We start from the raw sequence: 18137 nt of genomic DNA, 5'->3' as shown, positions 1-18137 counted from the left end.
CTCCGCTCCCATACGGCCCCAATCGACGTTCATTATCTCGCGAGATCGTCGGCTACGCGCCAACTCGATGCAAAAGCTGAGGGCTTAAGCCGACAGAAGCGAGCGTATCTGGTGGCAAACCGATTCGGTTGCACAGCTGTTTTCCACCCTCGGCTGCTTCTGGCCAATTGCGCCCTCTCGCGGCATAGCCAGGTTCCTTTATCCACTCGACCGCATGCCGGCTGAACATGTCCACGACGCAGATGGACGGGATACCTAACTCTCTAGCCGCGAGAAAAAGGGCATGCTCGGTCCGGGGAGCGTTGCTTGCGACCACAAGCCTCGGCTTTACGCGTTCAAGCAGCCTGACCATCGTGCGCACGGGCAGGAAGGCCTGCCGGCCCTTCTCCGCGTAAATCTCAGGTGCCCGGTGTTAGCCGTGAACTGCAACCAGGTCGAGAAAATTAAGCCCGTGATAGGCGATGGATTCGTTCCACGGCACGGGCCCCGCAACCTCCTGTGAGCCCCGCAATCTTTCGCCTGCTGCCAGAACGGCGGGATCGTTTGCCTCCGGAAAATTCACATAGCCGAAATAGGGTTGTTGCCGCGCGGCAAGGTATTTTTGCGCGGTGGTCAACGCCAGATATGCGCTATTGAAGCCTTCTTCCGTCATTCTCCTGAAGACGGACTCAAGCATGGTGACGTGCCCGCCTTGTTCCATGGATTCGAGAGCGGTCCCTTCCCTGAAGACGGACTCAAGCATGGTGACGTGCCCGCCCCCATAAGAAGCAAAAAGTATCTCGGTCGCCTCGGTCATGGCGCGAAGCGGTGTGGACGCTCAGGTTTCGTGCGCGGCATTGTCGGTCCTGACAATCAGATCAAACAGGATACGACGAGCCGCCTGCTCGTTTTCCTGCTCCAGCGCCATGCCCAGATTGTGGAGCGCGGCATCCAGATCGACATCGTCGGTGACGGATGCGGCGCGCAAGATCTTCTCATGCCTTGTCCGTTCGGCGGTTGCCGCGTCGTAGAACAGTTCCTCGTACATTTTCTCGCCGGGGCGTTTGCCGGTGGCGATGATTTCAATGTCGCCATGCGGGTTCGCGACCGACTTGACGCTCAACCCTGCCAGACGGACCATGTTTTCGGCCAGATCGGCAATCAGCATCGGCTGGCCCATGTCGAGCAGGAAGACGTCGCCGCCATCCGACAAGGCTCCCGCCTGGACGATGAGTTCGGCGGCCTCCTGGATGGACATGAAGTAGCGCGTCATGGCCCGGTCGGTCAGCGTCAGCGGCCCGCCCGTGGCGATCTGTTCCTTGAAAAGCGGAACCACCGAGCCGTTTGAACCCAGCACATTGCCGAACCGCACGCAGCAAAAGCGCTGCCCCGAGCCCGCCTCTGCGGCAGCGCACGCCTTTTTGCGCACAATCAGCTCGGCCCAGCGCTTGGTCGCGCCCATGACGTTGGTGGGGCGGACTGCCTTGTCGGTCGAAATCAGCACGAAGCTCGCCACACCGGTTTCAAAGGCGATGTCGGCCACGGTCTTGGTGCCGAATACATTGTTCTGGATGCCTTCGAGGGCATTGGCTTCGACCAGCGGAACATGCTTGTGCGCGGCGGCGTGGAACACCACCTCGACCCCGTGCTCGACCATGGCATGCCGCACCCGCCTTGCGTCCGTCACCGAGCCCAGAACGGCGACGATCGGTGAATCGCTGCGCCCAGCCAGTTCCTGGTCAATCTTGTAGAGGGCAAATTCGTTGGCCTCGAACAGGACCAGCCGCTGCGGACCCCACTGCGCGATCTTGCGGCACAATTCGGAGCCGATCGAGCCGCCGGCGCCGGTAACCATCACCGTGCGCCCCACGATCATCGCCCGAATGAGATCGAGGTCGGGCGGCACGGAGGAGCGGCCAAGCAGGTCGTCGATATCGATTTCGCGGATCTGGCTGACCAGGTATTTTCCGGTAACGATGTCGGCAATCTCGGGCAGCGACTGTACCTTGACGCCCTGCCGGCTGACCGATCCGATGATTTCTTTTCGGCGCGCGGCCGAAAGGGACGGCATCGACAGAACCACCTGCTTGACGCCGAAATCCTGCACCAGGATTGCGAGCGCAGACGGCGGATAGACCCGGATGCCCACGACTTCGCGGCGGTGCAAGGCCGTGTCGTCATCGATGAAGCCGGCAATGAAATGGCTGGCGTGCAGGGACAGGGCCAGTTGCCGCCCCGCCTCGCCCGCGCCGTAGATGACCACCGCGGGCCGCTGCAACATAAGTTTGCGCGACGTCGGCCAGAACAGCCATTTTGCGGTGAAGCGGCTGCCGATGACGGCGACGGAAGCGAGCGCCCAGTAAATGATCGGCACGGAGCGCGGGAGAATGCCATGCCACGCCAGCGCGGATAAAAACGCAACGAGCACCCACAACAGGACGGCCAGGGTGATTGCGCGCAACATCGTCCACAGGGCGCGCTCGGGCAAATAGCGCACCACCGCCCGGTACAATCCCATGCGGATAAAGATCGGGATCGCCGTCACGGGTGCCGAGAGCAGGATCAGCCAGGCATCTGTTCCGTCCGGCAAGGTCCAGCGGTCGAAACGCAGCGCAAAACTGGCCCAGAGCGCGGAACTCAGGATGACGATGTCGACCGACACCAGGATCGCGCGCTTCCAGCGGCGAGGAAGGGCCAGAATGAGCGCTCTGAATTTTTTCAGCATGTAGGTGCGGACCAGCGAGTAACCGTAGTGCGGCCTCCCATGAAAGCCGCGACCGGTCAAGCGTCGTGACGATGCACGAAGCACGGCCAACGGATGAAATTGCCTTCCTATAGACGCAGCGAGGACAGCGTCGAGCGGGCGCCCGACAGCAGGACGGCCATCGCCATGGCTGCCAGCGCCAGAGCCACCCGGATAATCGCCGGCATGCCACTGAACACCAGATCCAGCGCGATAGCGCCGCCACACGCCAGTCTCAAGGCAAGCAGCCGCCGGCCGGCCTGTTGCAGGGCCGGTCTGGAGACACGCAACCGTGCGGCCCGGGCAAGAATGGCGGCCAGAACCAGATGGAAAATCGGCAGCGCAAGCATGGCCAGCCGAGCATCGGAAAGTAGAAATCCGGGGCCAATCGCAAACGGCAGGACGAGCAGACTGATCAAGGTGCAGCGGAAACCCAGGCCCGATTTCTTCTGGGCATTCAGCATCGCCGCCGCCATCCCGCTGATTGCCACGAGCGGGATCGTCAGCATGCCAATGGCGGCGAGGTCCGACACAAGATTTATATCGTCTGCGGTCATCCGGCCCCGAGCGAACACAAGCTCTGTCAGCGGATGGGAAAAACAGATCGCCGGAATGCAGATCGAAATGCCAACCAGCGTTGCTGCCACCGTCGCCGTGGCAAACATCGTTTCGGCTTCTTCGCTCTTCGAAGCGGCAAATTGGTCGCTCAGGCGCGTGAAGGCAACGGTGGTGATCGAGGTAATCGCAACGCCGAGGGGCAGTTCGACAAGCTTGGTCGCGTAGTTGAAGGCCGCAATCACGCCTTCGCCTGTGAAGGAAAGAGCCGACCGCATCAAAACCGGAACGAGCAGTATGAGCGTCGCCGCGCCAAGGGCCGCGGCAAATCGCAGGCCAGGCCTCTGGTTTCCGGCCGAACCGCGCCGAGGTTACGCCATTTAATCAAACGGGCCGAAACGACAAGCTGGCTTGCCACCCTCAACCCCGCGCCTACAATTATCGCCAGGGCAAGCGCCACCAGCAAATCCGCCCGCTTCGGGCGCTGTATATCGACATGCAGTTGCTCCTGTCGGGCAACAATCTGGTCAAGCCGGATCGCATGGGTATGGCCGTCTCCCTCGAGGCGCGCACTCCGTTTCTCGATTACCGAATGATGGAGTTTGCCTTTCGCATGCCCGGTCATTTCAAGCTGCGCGACGGGGTGACGAAATTTCTGTTCAAGAAGGCGGTAGCGCCTCTGATCGGAGAGGACCTCGCCTATCGCAAGAAGCAGATGTTCACCGTCCCGGTCGGGGGCTGGTTTCGAAACGAATTGCGGGAGTATTGCCGGGATTATCTCGGTCGCGAGTCCCATTTCCGAAAAGAATCGGTATTTTCGGAGTATGTCGAGTCTCTGGTTGAAAACCACATCCAGGTTCTCAAAATAACACGCGTCAGATTCGCGCGCTGATTGCGCTGGAACATTGGCAAAATGCCTTCCGTGAACACATATGTTGAGCGAACGGCATGTTGAACGACATGCGGGCGGTGATCATCGGATCGGGCTCGATCGGCCAGCGCCACATGCGCAACCTCGCGGCAATTGTCCCCGGCGCTAAGTTCGTCTTGCTGAGGCATGGTAGCGGCGCGGTTTCCGGCGCGCTGGGCTTCGATGAAATCGTCGTGCCTGACCTCGCCGCCGCGCTGGCGTTGAAGCCGACGCTGGCGATCTTGGCGACGCCATCCGCCCGTCATATCGACGCTCTGCCGCTGCTGATCGAGGCAGGAATTCCCACCTATGTTGAAAAGCCCGTTGTAACGGAGGCGGCCGACGCCATTGCCGTGCGCAAGGCGCTCGCCGCTGCGCCCGGCCTTCCGCACATGGCGGGGTTCAATCTTCGCCATCTTGGTTCGCTGGCCATGGCAAAATCCATCGTCGCCTCCGGCAAGATCGGGACGATCGCCCGCGCCAGCTTTTCCGCAGGCCAATGGTTGCCGGATTGGCGGAAGGGACAGGATTATCGCCAAAATTACAGCAGCAGCAAACAGCTGGGCGGGGGTGTCATCTTCGACCTGAGCCACGAACTCGATGCGGCGCGCCTGCTTCTGGGCGAGGTCGAGCTACGTTCCTGCGAAATTGGCCATGTCGAAAGCCTGGAAATCTCCAGTGAAAGCGTGGCTTGCATGATGGGCCGCGCAGGATCGGGGACCATCGTCACGGTCAATCTGGACTATGTCGCACGTTCTCCGATCCGGCGTTATGAACTGGTCGGCGACCTCGGTACGTTGATATGGGATTTGCCGGCGGGACAGTTGTCGCTTTACACAGGCACCGGCAGGGAGACCATCACCTCCGCGGCCGGCGATTTCGACGTGCCTGGCACATATCTGACGGCCATGAGCAGTTTTGTGGACGCCGTGGCAGGCTCCACCCGACCAAATCTACAAACGCTGGAAGACGGCCTGCGCAGCACGGAGCTTGCCATCCGCGCCCGTGAACTGGGGGAGCGGATTTGAGCACCATCGCAACCATTTGCGCGCGCGGCGGCTCCCAGGGCGTGCCGGGAAAAAACATCCGCCCGCTGCTTGGCAAGCCGTTGATCGTGCATTCCATCGAGCAGGCGAGGAGTGCGGGCATCGAGCTTGTATACGTCTCGACGGACTCTCCCGACATAGCGAGAATCGCTACGGAAGCCGGCGCATCGGTGCCGTATTTGCGTCCGGCGGAACTGGCGACAAGCACGGCGCCAAAGGTCCCGGTGATCGACCATCTCGTCAACGAGGTCCGGAAGTCGGGGCAAGAGGTTTCATGCGTCGTGGACCTCGACCCCACCTCCCCCTTGCGGAGCGTATCCGATATCCAAAACTGCATGGCGCTGTTCGACGACAAAACGGACGTCGTGATTACCGGGTTTGAGTCCGACAAGAATCCGTACTTCAACATGGTCGAGGAAAAGCCGGACGGCACGATCCGCCTCGTCAAGCAGCCGGAATCCGCTATCGCGGGCCGGCAAGCGGCTCCAAAAGTGTTTTCCATGAACGCCTCCATCTATGTCTGGCGTCCGGATGCCCTCAAAGGTAGCCTCTGGGATGGCAGGGTAAAGCTGTATGTAATGCCTCGGGAGCGGTCGATCGACATCGATTCCGAACTGGATTTCTTCTTCGTGGAAAAGCTGATGGAAATGAACGATGCCCGGTAGCGCCGCCGATTTTTCGCTGTCGGAAAAGACGGTCGTCATTACCGGCGGCGGCGGGATACTGGGCCGGCGCATGACGCTGGCCCTGGCTGCGGCGGGAGCGAGAGTAGCCGTGATTGAGCCCGATCTGGCCAAGGCGAAAGCCGCGACCGATGCGGTTTCGGATCTGCCGGGATCGGCCCACCCTTTTGCCGCCGACGTGACCAATCCGGAGTCCGTCGCGGCGGCATGCGAGGCCATCGGCGCGCAACTTGGCCCGGTCTATGGGCTGGTGAATAACGCGGCCACCAAGTCGGACAATTTCTTCGAGCCGTTTGAATCGTTTCCGATCGCGGACTGGAACGCCGTCATGGCGGTCAATTTGACGGGTGCTGTGATCTGCGCGCAGGTTTTCGGCAAGGAAATGCTCAAGAACCGGCGTGGCGCGATCGTGAACACCTTGTCGATCTATGGTGTGGTCGCACCGGATCAACGCATTTACGACGGATCGCTGTATGAAGGCCGCGCGATCAATACGCCGGCGGTGTACAGTGCCTCCAAGACGGCTTTGTGGGGCCTGACCAAATATCTGGCGGCCTATTGGGGCGACAAGAACATTCGGGTCAACGCCATATCTCCCGGCGGCGTGTTCAGCGGGCAAAACGAGACGTTCGTCAATGCCTATAGCGCCCGCGTCCCCATGGGCCGAATGGCAAAACAGGACGAGATGTCCGGTACGGTGGTTTTCCTGCTGTCGGATGCCTCGTCTTTCATCACCGGTCAAAACATCGTCGTCGATGGCGGCCTCAGCGTCTGGTAGGTGAATAATGTCCACGTTCATCATTGCAGAAGCCGGCGTCAATCATAATGGCGACGCGGAAAAGGCCCACCGGCTTGTCGAGAAGGCCGCCGCCAGCGGCGCGGATGCCGTAAAATTCCAGACCTTTTCAGCCGACAAACTGGTGCGGCGCGGCGCGCAAAAGGCGGAGTATCAAAAGAAGTCGACCGGCTCGGGCGATCAGCATGCCATGCTCAAGGCGCTTGAGATGCCGGAAAAGCTGCATGTGGCGCTTGCACGCCGATGCGAGCAACTCGGCATCGAGTTCATGTCCACGGCCTTCGACGAAGAGGCGCTCGATCTGCTTATTTCGGTCGGGATCAAACGCATCAAGATCCCGTCCGGCGAACTCACGAACACCCCGTTCCTGAGCTATATGGCGAGCAAGAACCTGCCGCTTATCATTTCGACGGGCATGGCGACGCTCGACGAGGTGGTCGAGGCGGTGCACGTCGTCGAGGAAACGCGGCGCGCTGCCGGGTTCGTCGAGCCTCTCAACCAGATCGTGACAGTCCTGCATTGTACGTCGAACTATCCGACAGCCGTCGCGGACGTGAACCTCAACGCCATGCTGACGATGGGAAAGGCTCTCGGCGTCCCTGTTGGCTATTCGGATCATACTCTGGGCGGCACGGTTGCGACCGCCGCCGTGGCTATGGGTGCGGTCGTCATCGAAAAGCATTTCACCTTGGACAAAACACTTCCCGGACCCGACCATGCAGCCTCGATGGCCCCACATGAGCTTGCCGCCCTGGTCGCCGCCATACGGGAGGTGGAGGTCGCGCTTGGCGACGGCGTAAAAGCGCCCTCGCCGTCCGAACTGCCGGTTCGCGACCTGGTGCGCCGAAGCGTCACCAGCCTGCGGGAGATCCCAAGCGGATCGGTGATTGAGCCGTGCGACGTGGCACTCCTGCGGCCAGGCACGGGCATCGCGCCACGCAATCTCCAGGACGTTTATGGGCGACGTGCGGCACGGACTATCCCTGCTGGCGAAACGCTAGACTGGACGGACCTTCAATGAGGGCCAAACGCCGCGTCGCCTATGTCACCGGAACGAGGGCCGATTTTGGCCTGATGCAATCGACCCTGAAGTTGCTTCAGGCGAGCGAAAAGATGGAGTTGGTTGTCGTCGTCACCGGAATGCATCTCGATCCGGCCTATGGCTTTACCGTAGACGAAATCGAACGTTCGGGGCTTCCGGTTGCAGTGCGTGTCGAGGTCGAGCAAGGCCACCCCAGCGGCGCTCGGACGGCGCGCAATATCGGTCGCATGACCATGGGTTTCGTGGACGCTTTCGAGCAGGCGCAACCCGATATCGTGCTGCTGCTGGGCGACCGTGGCGAGATGCTGGCGGGCGCGCTGGCTGCGATTCACCTCAATATCCCGATCGCCCATATCCATGGCGGCGAGCGTTCGGGCACCGTCGACGAGCCTGTCCGCCACGCCATCTCCAAGCTTTCGAACTTCCATTTCGTTGCGACCGAAGAAAGCCGCGACCGTCTGATCCGAATGGGCGAGCAACCGGACACTGTCACCGTTGTCGGCGCGCCGGGGCTGGACGGCATTCGGGAAGTGGCAAATGTCGACCCTGCGCCGTTGTTCTCGAAATACGGTCTTGATCCAGAAAAACGCCTCGCGCTGTTCTTGTTCCACCCGGTTCCGGAGGAATCGAGGCAGGCGAAAGCCGCGACCGGATCGATTCTCGATGCACTTGCAAAGGAAGGGGTCCAGGTACTTGCATTGCGGCCCAACTCTGACGGAGGAAGCGCCGAGATTCTCGCCATACTGGAAGAACACGCCGCGCGCGACACTATCCGGCTGGTGACCCATATTCCGCGCAACGAGTATCTGTCGCTGCTCGGGAGCGCCGACATGCTCATCGGGAATTCGAGCAGCGGCATCATCGAAGCCGCATCTTTCGGCACCAACGTGGTCAATATCGGCGCTCGCCAAAACTTGCGGCAACGCAACCGGAACGTCATCGATGCCGAACTGGTACCGGACGCGATCACGGCCGCGCTGAAACTGGCGCTGGCGCGCGGTCGGCAAGCGCCGATCAACATCTATGGCGACGGCCAAAGCGGTGCCCGCATCGTGTCGACGCTGGAGCAACTGGCGCTTGGAAACGGAGCACCCAGGAAAATCAATGCCTACTGAACCTATCACGCTCGTGGGAGCGGGCGGCCATGCCCTGGTGGTGCTCGACGCCTTGTCGCTTTCAACAGCGCGAAGCGGGCGGATTGTCGTTTGCAGCGAGGACCAGCACCAAATTGGCCGGGAAATCCTGGGCCACCGCATCACTCTGCTCGACGTTGCGAGGCTTTCAGGCTGCGGGTTTCATGTCTGCATCGGGCGCAATGATGTGCGCCGGAGGCTGTTCACTGAAATCAGTGAAGCTTCCGGGCAGGCCGTCACGATCGTCCACCCTCGATCCGTCATAGCTGAAAGCGCCGATCTGGGTGCTGGCGCCTTCGTTGCCGCCGGGGCTATCCTCGCGCCCAAATGCCGGATCGGGCGATCCTGCATTGTCAATCATGGCGCCATTGTCGATCATGAGGTCGAAGTCGGCGATTTCACCCATATCGGTCCGGAGGTGACGATCGGCGGCGCTACCCGGATTGGCAGCGGTGTTCTCCTGGGTGCCGGCGCAAACATATTGCCGGGGGTGACGATCGGCGAAAATGCCGTCGTGGGTGCGGGTGCTGTGGTGCTTGAAGATGTGCCGGCCGACGCCGTGTATGTCGGCGTCCCGGCCCGGAGAATACGATAGGAAAGCCAAGTTGGATATCTCGACAATCAGCATTTCCCGTTCGTCGACAGTGCGCGAAGCCCTGGCAGTCCTCGACCTATCCGCTGCCGGCATACTCCTGCTCATCGAGCCGGACGGCTCCTTCGAGCGCACCATCACCGACGGCGACCTTCGCCGCCTGATGCTGAATGGATCGGAGTTGGACGACAGGCTGGAAATCTTGCCAAAAGTCGCCTCGATCACCTTGTCCCCCGATCATACGCGCCGGGCCGCCTTCGACCTGATGCAGCGCTTCAAGATCAACCATCTGCCGGTCATCGACGGTGCCGGCCGCGCGGTAGCCCTTTTCGAGCGCGCGAGACTCGACGAGCAGGTGTTGCTGTCGACGCCTCACATGGGTTCGACGGAACTCGAATTCGTCGAGGAGGCGTTTCGCACAAACTGGATCGCGCCGATCGGCCCGAATGTGGACGCGTTTGAACGAGAACTTGCCGAGAATGTCGGCGTCGGCCACGCGGTCGCCCTGAATTCGGGAACAGCGGCAATTCATCTGGCGTTGCGCCTGCTGGAGGTCGGCACGGGAGATCGGGTCTTCTGCTCGACCTTGACGTTCATTGCCAGTGTCAGCCCCATCCTGTTTCAGGGTGCGGTGCCCGTATTCATCGATTCCGAGCCACAGAGCTGGAACATGTCGCCTGTCGCGCTTGAGCACGCGCTCGAGAACGCAAAACGGGAGGGAAAGCTTCCCAAGGCGGTCATCGTGGTTTCGCTTTACGGGCAAAGCGCGGACATGGATCCCATCATGGCGCTATGCGACAGTTTTGGTGTACCCGTCATCGAGGATGCCGCCGAATCCCTCGGCGCCCAGTACAAGGGAAAGGCGTCCGGTACGTTCGGGCGCATCGGAATCTACTCTTTCAACGGCAACAAGATCATCACCACATCCGGCGGTGGCATGCTGATCACCGAGGAGGCGGCGTTTGCCGACAGAGCCCGCTTCCTGTCGACACAGGCGCGCGATCCCGCGCCCCATTACCAGCACTCGACCATCGGCTATAACTACCGCATGAGCAATATCCTGGCCGGCATCGGCCGCGGGCAGTTGCGCGTTCTCGATGACAGGGTTGCGGCGCGACGGGCAGTGTTTGAAACCTACAAATCGGAACTCGCTGCCTGCGATTGGATTGAATGGATGCCGGAGCCCGACTGGAGTTACTCGACCCATTGGCTATCGGCCTGCGCCGTCAGGCCAGGAACTGCCGGCATCACCAGCAAGGCGATTATCCAGCGGTTGTTCGGCGAGTTCATCGAGGCGAGGCCGGTATGGAAGCCCATGCATCTGCAACCGATCTTTGCAGGCTTGTCTTATTACCCGCATTCCAACCTGTCGGTTTCCGACGACCTGTTCGAACGCGGCCTGTGCCTGCCGTCCGGCTCCAATATGTCGGAAGCGCAAATCTCCCGCGTCGTGGACGCGATCCGCAAGGTTTAGAACCGGCAGGCCCCGATTCCGTCGCGAGGGACGAACGACGATCTGCCCCAAAAGAAAAAGCCGGGCATGCCCGGCTCCTCCCTATGGATAAAGGTCAGATGCGTTAGTTGACCGCATCCTTGAGACCCTTGCCGGCCGAGAATTTCGGCACGGTGCGGGCCGGAATCTGTACTTCCGCACCAGTCTGCGGGTTACGACCCGTCGATGCCGCACGGGCTGACACGGTGAAATTTCCGAATCCGACAAGCCGGACGTCTCCGCCCTTCTTCAGTTCGCCCGTGATGGTGGCAAATACCGCATCAACAGCGGACTGCGCGTCGCCCTTCGAAATACTCGCGGCGTCGGCGACAGCAGACACCAGTTCGTTCTTGTTCATAAAAATTCCCTTCCATGAGAAAACCGGACAAGCGACTCAACCGGCAGGAAACGGACTTTAGAAAGAAGCGTTCCCGCAACCAAGCTGGCTTACCCGGAAAATTTCGAAAAATCCCATGTTTTTATAGGTTTTTCACATGAAAAAGCCGGACACGAGGCCCGGCTTTCCCATTGTGCACCGCACACTCTGCAAAGTTCAGTGCGAGAGCGATTTCGCGGCCTCATCCTCGGTGTCTGCCACGGCCGGCATACCGACCGGTTCCACCCACTCGATCGGCTCCGGCATCCGCACCAGCGCGTGGCGAAGCACCTCGCCTACCCTGGCCACCGGAATGATCTCCATGCCGTTTTTCACATTGTCCGGTATCTCCGCCAAATCCTTGGCGTTGTCCTCCGGAATGAGCACCGTCTTGATGCCGCCGCGCAGTGCCGCCAGCAGCTTCTCCTTGAGGCCGCCGATCGGCAGGATCCTGCCGCGCAGCGTGATTTCGCCCGTCATGGCGATATCCGCCCGGACCGGAATGCCGGTCAGGATGGAGACGATCGCGGTCGCCATGGCGACGCCCGCCGACGGACCGTCCTTGGGAGTTGCCCCTTCCGGTACGTGGACATGGATGTCGCGCTTGTCGAACAGTGGCGGCTCGACGCCGAAATCGACAGCCCGCGAGCGGACATAAGACGCCGCCGCAGAAATCGATTCCTTCATCACGTCCTTCAGGTTGCCGGTTACCGTCATGCGGCCTTTGCCCGGCATCATGACGCCTTCGATCGTCAGCAATTCGCCGCCGACCTCGGTCCATGCCAGGCCGGTGACGACACCGACCTGATCGTCGGTCTCGACCTGGCCGAAACGATAACGCGAGACGCCGAGATAGTCGGCAAGGTTCTCCGCCGTCACCGCAATGGACTTCTTCTTGGTCTTGATGATGTCCGTCACCGCCTTGCGGGCAAGTTTCATCAGGTCGCGCTCCAGACTGCGCACGCCCGCTTCACGGGTGTAGGTCTGGATGATGGCGCGGATCGCGTCCTCGCTGACCGAAAACTCCTTGGCCTGCAAGGCGTGATCGCGCATCACCTTCGGCATCAGGTGCCGCTTGGCGATCTCGATCTTCTCGTCCTCGGTATAGCCGGCGATACGGATGATCTCCATGCGGTCCATCAAGGGCGCCGGGATATTCAGCGTATTCGCCGTCGTCACGAACATCACGCTCGACAAATCGTATTCGACCTCGAGATAGTGATCCATGAACGTCGAGTTCTGTTCCGGATCGAGCACTTCGAGCAGCGCCGACGAAGGATCGCCACGGAAATCCTGGCCCATCTTGTCGATCTCATCGAGCAGGAAGAGCGGGTTGGATTTCTTCGCCTTCTTCATCGACTGGATGACCTTGCCGGGCATCGAGCCGATATAGGTGCGCCGATGGCCCCTGATCTCGGCCTCGTCGCGCACGCCGCCCAGCGCCATGCGGATGAACTCGCGGCCGGTCGCCTTGGCGATCGACTTGCCGAGCGAGGTCTTGCCGACGCCGGGAGGGCCGACGAGGCACAGGATCGGGCCCTTCAGCTTCTTCTGGCGGCTCTGCACGGCCAGGTACTCGACGATACGGTCCTTGACCTTGTCGAGGCCGTAATGATCGGTATCGAGCACCTGCTGCGAGAAATTCAGGTCCTTGCTGACCTTGGAGTTCTTGCCCCACGGTATAGACAGCAGCCAATCGAGATAATTGCGCACGACCGTGGATTCGGCCGACATGGGCGACATCGTCTTAAGCTTCTTCAACTCGGCGTCCGCCTTCTCGCGGGCCTCCTTGGAAAGCTTGGTCTTCTTGATGCGCGCCTCGATCTCGGCGGCCTCGTCGCGGCCGTCTTCACCCTCGCCGAGTTCCTTCTGGATCGCCTTCATCTGCTCGTTGAGGTAGTATTCGCGCTGCGTCTTCTCCATCTGGCGTTTTACACGCGAGCGGATGCGCTTCTCCACCTGCAGGACGGAGATTTCGGCTTCCATGAAGCCCATCGCCTTTTCCAGCCGCTCCTTGACGGACAGCGTGGCAAGCATTTCCTGCTTTTCGGGGATCTTGATGGCCAGATGCGAAGCGACCGTATCGGCAAGCTTGGAATAGTCGTCGATCTGGCTGGCGGCGCCCACCACTTCCGGCGAAATCTTCTTGTTCAGCTTGACGTAGTTTTCGAAGTCGGTGACGACAGAACGCGCCAGCGCTTCCACCTCGACCTCTTCTTCCTCCGGCTCGACCAGCAGGCTGGCGGCTGCCTCGTGAAAATCGGTACGATCGGTGAACGACGTAATCTTGGCGCGCGTGGCACCCTCGACCAGCACCTTGACGGTACCGTCCGGCAATTTCAGCAATTGAAGCACATTGGCGAGCGTGCCGATGTCGAAGATCGCGGAAGCCTCCGGATCGTCGTCAGCGGCATTCATCTGGGTGGCAAGCAGGATCTGCTTTTCCTGCCCCATCACCTCTTCCAGCGCCTTGATCGACTTTTCACGGCCCACAAAGAGCGGGACGATCATGTGCGGAAACACCACGATGTCGCGCAGCGGGAGGACCGCGAAGACGCCGTCCGTGACAGGCTTGGCTTGTTTGGCCATTGTCCAACCTTTCTTATCGTGGTCGCCAATCGGCCAACCGCGAATCTCATATTAACGACCGGGGATCGTTCCGCCTATTACCCATTGCAGGGGATTTCATCAGCACAGAATGCGAGCCTTTGGCCTTCCCCCGTTAGTTGGAGGTACAGCCGGCAAAGATCAAGGGTTGATCTTCACGGCCTCCAATTACCCATATGGCAACCCGAACACCAAAACGGCGCCTCGCGGCGCCGTTTTGTTTTTCACTACATGCCCGCCGTATCAGGCGCTGACATTGCCCTTCTTTTCCTTGTTGTCGGAATAGATGTAGAGCGGCCGTGCGCTGCCCGTCACCACTTCCTCGGAAATCACCACTTCGCGCACGCCTTCGAGTGCGGGCAGTTCGAACATGGTATCGAGCAGGATCGCTTCCATGATCGAACGCAGGCCGCGTGCGCCGGTCTTGCGCTCGATGGCGCGCTTGGCGATGGCCGACAGGGCGTTCTCGTGGAAGGTCAGGTCGACGCTCTCCATCTCGAACAGGCGCTGGTACTGCTTGACCAGCGCATTCTTCGGCTCGGTCAGAATCTCGATCAGCGCCGGCTCGTCCAAATCCTCCAGCGTCGCCAGCACCGGCAGACGGCCGACGAATTCCGGGATCAGGCCGAATTTCAGCAAATCCTCCGGCTCGACCAGACGGAAGACTTCGCCGCTGCGCCTGTCTTCCGGCGAGGCGACCGTCGCGGAAAAGCCGATCGAGGTCTTGCGGCCGCGATCCGAGATGATCTTGTCCAGCCCGGAGAAAGCGCCGCCGCAGATGAACAGGATGTTGGCGGTATCGACCTGCAGGAATTCCTGCTGCGGATGCTTCCTGCCGCCCTGCGGCGGCACGGAGGCGACGGTGCCTTCCATGATCTTCAACAGCGCCTGCTGCACGCCCTCGCCCGATACGTCGCGGGTGATGGACGGGTTGTCGGACTTGCGCGAAATCTTATCGATCTCGTCGATGTAGACGATGCCGCGCTGCGCGCGTTCCACATTGTAGTCGGCCGACTGCAGAAGCTTCAGGATGATGTTCTCGACATCCTCGCCGACATAACCGGCCTCGGTCAGCGTCGTGGCGTCCGCCATGGTGAACGGCACGTCGATGATGCGGGCGAGCGTCTGCGCAAGCAGCGTCTTGCCGCAGCCGGTCGGGCCGATCAAAAGGATGTTCGACTTCGCCAGTTCAACGTCGGCGCTCTTGGAGGCATGCGCCAGGCGCTTGTAGTGGTTGTGGACGGCCACCGACAAAACGCGCTTGGCGTAAGGTTGGCCGATCACGTAATCGTCGAGAACCTTCAGGATCTCCTGCGGTGTCGGCACGCCCTCGCGCGACTTCACCATCGAGGTCTTGTTCTCCTCGCGGATGATGTCCATGCACAGTTCGACACACTCGTCGCAGATGAACACCGTTGGACCGGCGATCAGCTTGCGCACCTCGTGCTGGCTCTTGCCGCAGAACGAGCAATAGAGGGTGTTCTTGGAATCACCGCCGCCGTTATTGCCGACCTTGCTCATTTCCCAGTCCTTTCATGGCGCCCGCCGATCGTCCGGCTGAAAGGGCGTGTACTCAATCTATCGCGGGAATACGCCGCTGCCAGTCCCTGGCCCACACAACGCATTCCGTACGAAACACACATCAGAAAACGCAGCGCTTGATTCGCAGCGACCCCATTGAAAGCTAAGCCGCCGAAACTCAACAGAGCCTTAACGTTAAGCAATCGCTGCCCCCGTGGGAACAGCCAATTGTGGCCGAAATGCCGCAAATCCCCGCAAAAGTAGCGCGGGAGCAGCGGCTTCCTGCCATCGTGAGGCCTTGAAGCCGCAAATCAGGCGGTTGCGCCATCGATTTCGTCGCGCGAGGTCAACACCTTGTCGATCAGGCCGAGTTCCAGCGCCTGCTCCGTCGACAGAAAGTTGTCGCGTTCCATGGCGTTGTGAATCGTCTCGTAATCCTGACCCGTGTGCTTGACGTAAATCTCGTTCAGGCGGCGCTTCAGACGCTCGGTAAACTGCGCGTGGATCATGATGTCGGTCGCCTGGCCCTGATAGCCGCCCGACGGCTGGTGCACCATGATCTGCGCATTCGGCGTCGAAAAGCGCATGTCCTTGGCCCCTGCCGTCAAAAGCAGCGAACCGGCCGACATGGCCTGCCCGACGCACAGCGTCGACACCGGCGGCTTGATGAACTGCATGGTGTCGTACATCGCAAGGCCGGAAGTCACTACACCACCCGGCGAATTGATGTAGAGCGAGATTTCCTTCTTGGGGTTTTCCGCCTCGAGGAACAGAAGCTGCGCGCAGACCAGCGACGCCATGCCGTCTTCGATCGGCCCGGTGATGAAGATGATGCGCTCTTTCAGCAGGCGCGAGAAAATGTCGTAGGCGCGCTCGCCGCGGTTGGTCTGTTCGACCACCATCGGGACGAGGTTCATGTAGGTTTCAATCGGGTCTTTCATGCCTGTCCCTTGCTTTCGGTATGGACTCCACCCCATGGGCCGGAATCGTACTGGATCGTTGTTGTGTAGATAAGGTACCGGCTAACCCTTGTGCAAGGCCGACAGCGCTGGCCGTCCGCTTAAGTCGCATTAAGGTTTCCGGTTAAGGAATGGCAGTTACACCGCCTCCGCCCGCAGCCAGCGCTTCAGCCCGGCCACATCTCCGTCGCCAACTGCCGCCGCCACGCGTCGCCCGACCGCCGCGCCGAACTTGTAGCCGTGGCCCGAGCAGGCCGAGATGACCAGGCATTTTCCCTTCTCGTGCGCCAGGAATTTTTCGTCCGCCGTGAAGGTGTAGGCGCAGGTGACCACTTCCGTTACCGCGTATTCTTCGATGCGCGCGATGGGCGGCGAAAACAGGTTGCGGATCGCCTCGCCTTCGCCTTCGACCGGCTCGCGGTTCCAGTCGGCGTCGCTGGTCGCCACCTTGTGCAGCCCGGAACCGAATTTCATGCCGGCCCCGCCGGAAGGTGGGATCATGTAGCCGTCGGTGATGCCGCCGACATCGAGGATGACGGGAGCCGCCTCCCACGCCGCCTTCAGGTCCGCCGGCGGCTCGACATAGGCCAAGGCTGTCCTGTACGTCTTTAGCGTACCGTCCAGTTCCGGAAACAGTTTCAGCACCCACGCGCCGGCCGTCACCACGATGCGGTCGGCCTGCATGGTTTCGCCTCCTTCCAGCGTCACGCGGCCGGCATCGGCATCGACTTCCGTTACCTTGCTGCTCTCGTAGATGTTGGCGCCGTTGGCCCGCAGCCAATTCACCAGTCCGGCGGCGATCTTCCTGCAATGCAGCGCCCCGCCTTCCGGCGAGAAAAACGCATAGCGAAAGGTTCCTGCTTCAAGGAACGGCCAGCGCTTCACGGCGGCAACGGTTTCCAACACCTCGAGCGGAAAGTTGCCGGCAATCAGCCCGTCGCGATACTGCTCGGCTACGTCGCCCTCCTCGCGCGAAACGCACATGAAGCCACGCGGGTCGAGATGGCTTTCACCGAGATCGGCCCACAGTTCGTCCCACGCTTCATAGGCTTCGGTAATCAGCCGTCCGTAGCCGGCGGCCGAGCCATAGGCGCGGCGGATGATACGGTGATGGTCGCCGGAGGCAGCCAGCGGGTTGGGGATTTTCTCGCCCTGCTCGACCAGCGAGACCTGATGCCCGGCCTTGGTCAGCGACCACGCCGTCGCCAGGCCGTCGATACCGGCTCCCACCACAATCACGTTCATTCAGATATGCTCCGAGGTTTGGCATGCTTTGCGTTCAGCATAGGGTGCGGGGCTGTCGGGGCCAAGCAGAACGGCTGATCCAGCGGGGCCCAACCATGCCGCCAACCTCATAGTTTAATGACGTATTCCTTGCGGGTCGTTTCAAGCACTTGCCAGCTTCCCTTGAAGCTGGGCCGCAGGACGAAGCTGTCGCCGGCCCTGACGGTGCGCGCCTCGCCGCCCTCTTCCGCGACGATCGAGACGCCGGACAGGATGTGGCAGAATTCCCACTCGTCATACTCGATGCGCCATTTTCCGGGCGTGGATTCCCAGATGCCGGCGTAAAGGCCGCCGTCGCGCTCCTCCGTACTCCAGGTGCGGAATTTCGGATCGCCCGCAATCAGACTATCCGCAGCCGGCGCTCCGAGTTCAGGCTCGACGCCGGCGGTCGTGATCTTCAAAAAATTAGCGGGCATGGA

Annotated in this window: 17 protein-coding genes; 8 read left to right on the top strand and 9 right to left on the bottom strand. The window is 60.9% G+C overall.

Annotated features, from left to right (window positions below; genetic code table 11):
* Window positions 1-412 precede the first annotated feature (412 nt).
* The 3 genes from ACX3P0_RS07035 to ACX3P0_RS07025 form a co-directional block, all read right to left on the bottom strand.
* On the bottom strand, window positions 413-796 hold the full coding sequence (locus ACX3P0_RS07035) for a hypothetical protein (RefSeq protein ID WP_459087514.1): 384 nt from the start codon (window positions 794-796) through the stop codon (window positions 413-415).
* Window positions 797-817: 21 nt separating this feature from the next.
* Window positions 818-2704, bottom strand: a complete 1887-nt coding sequence (locus ACX3P0_RS07030) for a polysaccharide biosynthesis protein (RefSeq protein ID WP_459087512.1) — start codon at window positions 2702-2704, stop codon at window positions 818-820.
* A gap of 107 nt (window positions 2705-2811) precedes the next feature.
* A complete protein-coding gene (locus ACX3P0_RS07025) occupies window positions 2812-3555 on the bottom strand; it encodes a lipid II flippase MurJ (protein ID WP_459087510.1) in 744 nt (247 codons plus the stop codon).
* 50 nt (window positions 3556-3605) lie between these two features.
* On the opposite strand from ACX3P0_RS07025, the gene ACX3P0_RS07020 reads away from it, so the two are divergent.
* The 8 genes from ACX3P0_RS07020 to ACX3P0_RS06985 are packed head-to-tail and all read left to right on the top strand — an operon-like array spanning window position 3606 to window position 10953.
* A complete protein-coding gene (locus ACX3P0_RS07020; RefSeq protein WP_459087868.1) occupies window positions 3606-4169 on the top strand; it encodes an asparagine synthase-related protein in 564 nt (187 codons plus the stop codon).
* A gap of 56 nt (window positions 4170-4225) precedes the next feature.
* Window positions 4226-5215, top strand: coding sequence for a Gfo/Idh/MocA family protein (locus tag ACX3P0_RS07015; RefSeq protein ID WP_459087508.1), 990 nt, complete (start codon window positions 4226-4228; stop codon window positions 5213-5215).
* The gene (locus tag ACX3P0_RS07010) at window positions 5212-5898 is read left to right on the top strand and encodes an acylneuraminate cytidylyltransferase family protein (protein WP_459087506.1); all 687 of its coding nucleotides are present in this window, start codon (window positions 5212-5214) and stop codon (window positions 5896-5898) included. The genes ACX3P0_RS07015 and ACX3P0_RS07010 overlap by 4 nt, the downstream gene beginning before the upstream one ends.
* On the top strand, window positions 5888-6694 hold the full coding sequence (locus ACX3P0_RS07005) for an SDR family oxidoreductase (RefSeq protein ID WP_459087505.1): 807 nt from the start codon (window positions 5888-5890) through the stop codon (window positions 6692-6694). Before ACX3P0_RS07010 ends, ACX3P0_RS07005 begins: the two co-directional genes overlap by 11 nt.
* 7 nt (window positions 6695-6701) lie before the next feature.
* Window positions 6702-7733, top strand: coding sequence for an N-acetylneuraminate synthase (gene neuB, locus ACX3P0_RS07000; protein WP_459087504.1), 1032 nt, complete (start codon window positions 6702-6704; stop codon window positions 7731-7733).
* Complete coding sequence (gene neuC / locus ACX3P0_RS06995; protein WP_459087503.1) at window positions 7730-8869, top strand: UDP-N-acetylglucosamine 2-epimerase; 1140 nt, start codon at window positions 7730-7732, stop codon at window positions 8867-8869. The genes neuB and neuC overlap by 4 nt, the downstream gene beginning before the upstream one ends.
* Window positions 8778-9482 carry a NeuD/PglB/VioB family sugar acetyltransferase gene (locus tag ACX3P0_RS06990; protein WP_459087501.1) on the top strand — a complete coding sequence of 235 codons (705 nt, stop codon included), beginning with the start codon at window positions 8778-8780 and terminating at the stop codon, window positions 9480-9482. The genes neuC and ACX3P0_RS06990 overlap by 92 nt, the downstream gene beginning before the upstream one ends.
* Before the next feature lie 10 nt (window positions 9483-9492).
* Window positions 9493-10953, top strand: coding sequence for a DegT/DnrJ/EryC1/StrS family aminotransferase (locus ACX3P0_RS06985; protein ID WP_459087499.1), 1461 nt, complete (start codon window positions 9493-9495; stop codon window positions 10951-10953).
* A 103-nt stretch (window positions 10954-11056) separates the two neighbouring features.
* Here ACX3P0_RS06985 and hupB read toward each other — a convergent pair whose 3' ends face one another.
* The 6 genes from hupB to ACX3P0_RS06955 form a co-directional block, all read right to left on the bottom strand.
* Window positions 11057-11329 carry a DNA-binding protein HupB gene (gene hupB, locus ACX3P0_RS06980; RefSeq protein ID WP_459079728.1) on the bottom strand — a complete coding sequence of 91 codons (273 nt, stop codon included), beginning with the start codon at window positions 11327-11329 and terminating at the stop codon, window positions 11057-11059.
* Between the two features lie 195 nt (window positions 11330-11524).
* Window positions 11525-13936 carry an endopeptidase La gene (lon, locus tag ACX3P0_RS06975; protein ID WP_459087498.1) on the bottom strand — a complete coding sequence of 804 codons (2412 nt, stop codon included), beginning with the start codon at window positions 13934-13936 and terminating at the stop codon, window positions 11525-11527.
* A gap of 261 nt (window positions 13937-14197) precedes the next feature.
* The gene (clpX, locus tag ACX3P0_RS06970; RefSeq protein ID WP_459079726.1) at window positions 14198-15475 is read right to left on the bottom strand and encodes an ATP-dependent Clp protease ATP-binding subunit ClpX; all 1278 of its coding nucleotides are present in this window, start codon (window positions 15473-15475) and stop codon (window positions 14198-14200) included.
* Between the two features lie 311 nt (window positions 15476-15786).
* The gene (locus tag ACX3P0_RS06965; protein ID WP_459079725.1) at window positions 15787-16416 is read right to left on the bottom strand and encodes an ATP-dependent Clp protease proteolytic subunit; all 630 of its coding nucleotides are present in this window, start codon (window positions 16414-16416) and stop codon (window positions 15787-15789) included.
* Between the two features lie 156 nt (window positions 16417-16572).
* Window positions 16573-17679 (bottom strand): NAD(P)/FAD-dependent oxidoreductase, encoded by a 1107-nt coding sequence (locus ACX3P0_RS06960; protein WP_459087496.1) that lies wholly within the window; start codon window positions 17677-17679, stop codon window positions 16573-16575.
* Between the two features lie 107 nt (window positions 17680-17786).
* Complete coding sequence (locus tag ACX3P0_RS06955; protein WP_459087494.1) at window positions 17787-18134, bottom strand: cupin domain-containing protein; 348 nt, start codon at window positions 18132-18134, stop codon at window positions 17787-17789.
* Window positions 18135-18137 lie beyond the last annotated feature (3 nt).

This window comes from Mesorhizobium sp. A556 (assembly GCF_054489545.1).
Note: the sequence above shows the minus strand (reverse complement) of the source record. Positions and strands in the feature narration are given on the sequence as shown.

Excerpts from the sequence above, each read along its gene's own strand:
- ACX3P0_RS06990 (WP_459087501.1), top strand. The coding sequence starts at position 8,778 with ATGGCGACGGCCAAAGCGGTGCCCGCATCGTGTCGACGCTGGAGCAAC.
- ACX3P0_RS07025 (WP_459087510.1), bottom strand. The coding sequence starts at position 3,555 with ATGCGGTCGGCTCTTTCCTTCACAGGCGAAGGCGTGATTGCGGCCTTC.
- ACX3P0_RS07030 (WP_459087512.1), bottom strand. The coding sequence starts at position 2,704 with ATGCTGAAAAAATTCAGAGCGCTCATTCTGGCCCTTCCTCGCCGCTGG.
- ACX3P0_RS06955 (WP_459087494.1), bottom strand. The coding sequence starts at position 18,134 with ATGCCCGCTAATTTTTTGAAGATCACGACCGCCGGCGTCGAGCCTGAA.
- ACX3P0_RS06960 (WP_459087496.1), bottom strand. The coding sequence starts at position 17,679 with ATGAACGTGATTGTGGTGGGAGCCGGTATCGACGGCCTGGCGACGGCG.
- hupB (WP_459079728.1), bottom strand. The coding sequence starts at position 11,329 with ATGAACAAGAACGAACTGGTGTCTGCTGTCGCCGACGCCGCGAGTATT.
- ACX3P0_RS06965 (WP_459079725.1), bottom strand. The coding sequence starts at position 16,416 with ATGAAAGACCCGATTGAAACCTACATGAACCTCGTCCCGATGGTGGTC.
- lon (WP_459087498.1), bottom strand. The coding sequence starts at position 13,936 with ATGGCCAAACAAGCCAAGCCTGTCACGGACGGCGTCTTCGCGGTCCTC.
- ACX3P0_RS07005 (WP_459087505.1), top strand. The coding sequence starts at position 5,888 with ATGCCCGGTAGCGCCGCCGATTTTTCGCTGTCGGAAAAGACGGTCGTC.
- neuB (WP_459087504.1), top strand. The coding sequence starts at position 6,702 with ATGTCCACGTTCATCATTGCAGAAGCCGGCGTCAATCATAATGGCGAC.
- neuC (WP_459087503.1), top strand. The coding sequence starts at position 7,730 with ATGAGGGCCAAACGCCGCGTCGCCTATGTCACCGGAACGAGGGCCGAT.
- clpX (WP_459079726.1), bottom strand. The coding sequence starts at position 15,475 with ATGAGCAAGGTCGGCAATAACGGCGGCGGTGATTCCAAGAACACCCTC.
- ACX3P0_RS07035 (WP_459087514.1), bottom strand. The coding sequence starts at position 796 with ATGACCGAGGCGACCGAGATACTTTTTGCTTCTTATGGGGGCGGGCAC.
- ACX3P0_RS07015 (WP_459087508.1), top strand. The coding sequence starts at position 4,226 with ATGTTGAACGACATGCGGGCGGTGATCATCGGATCGGGCTCGATCGGC.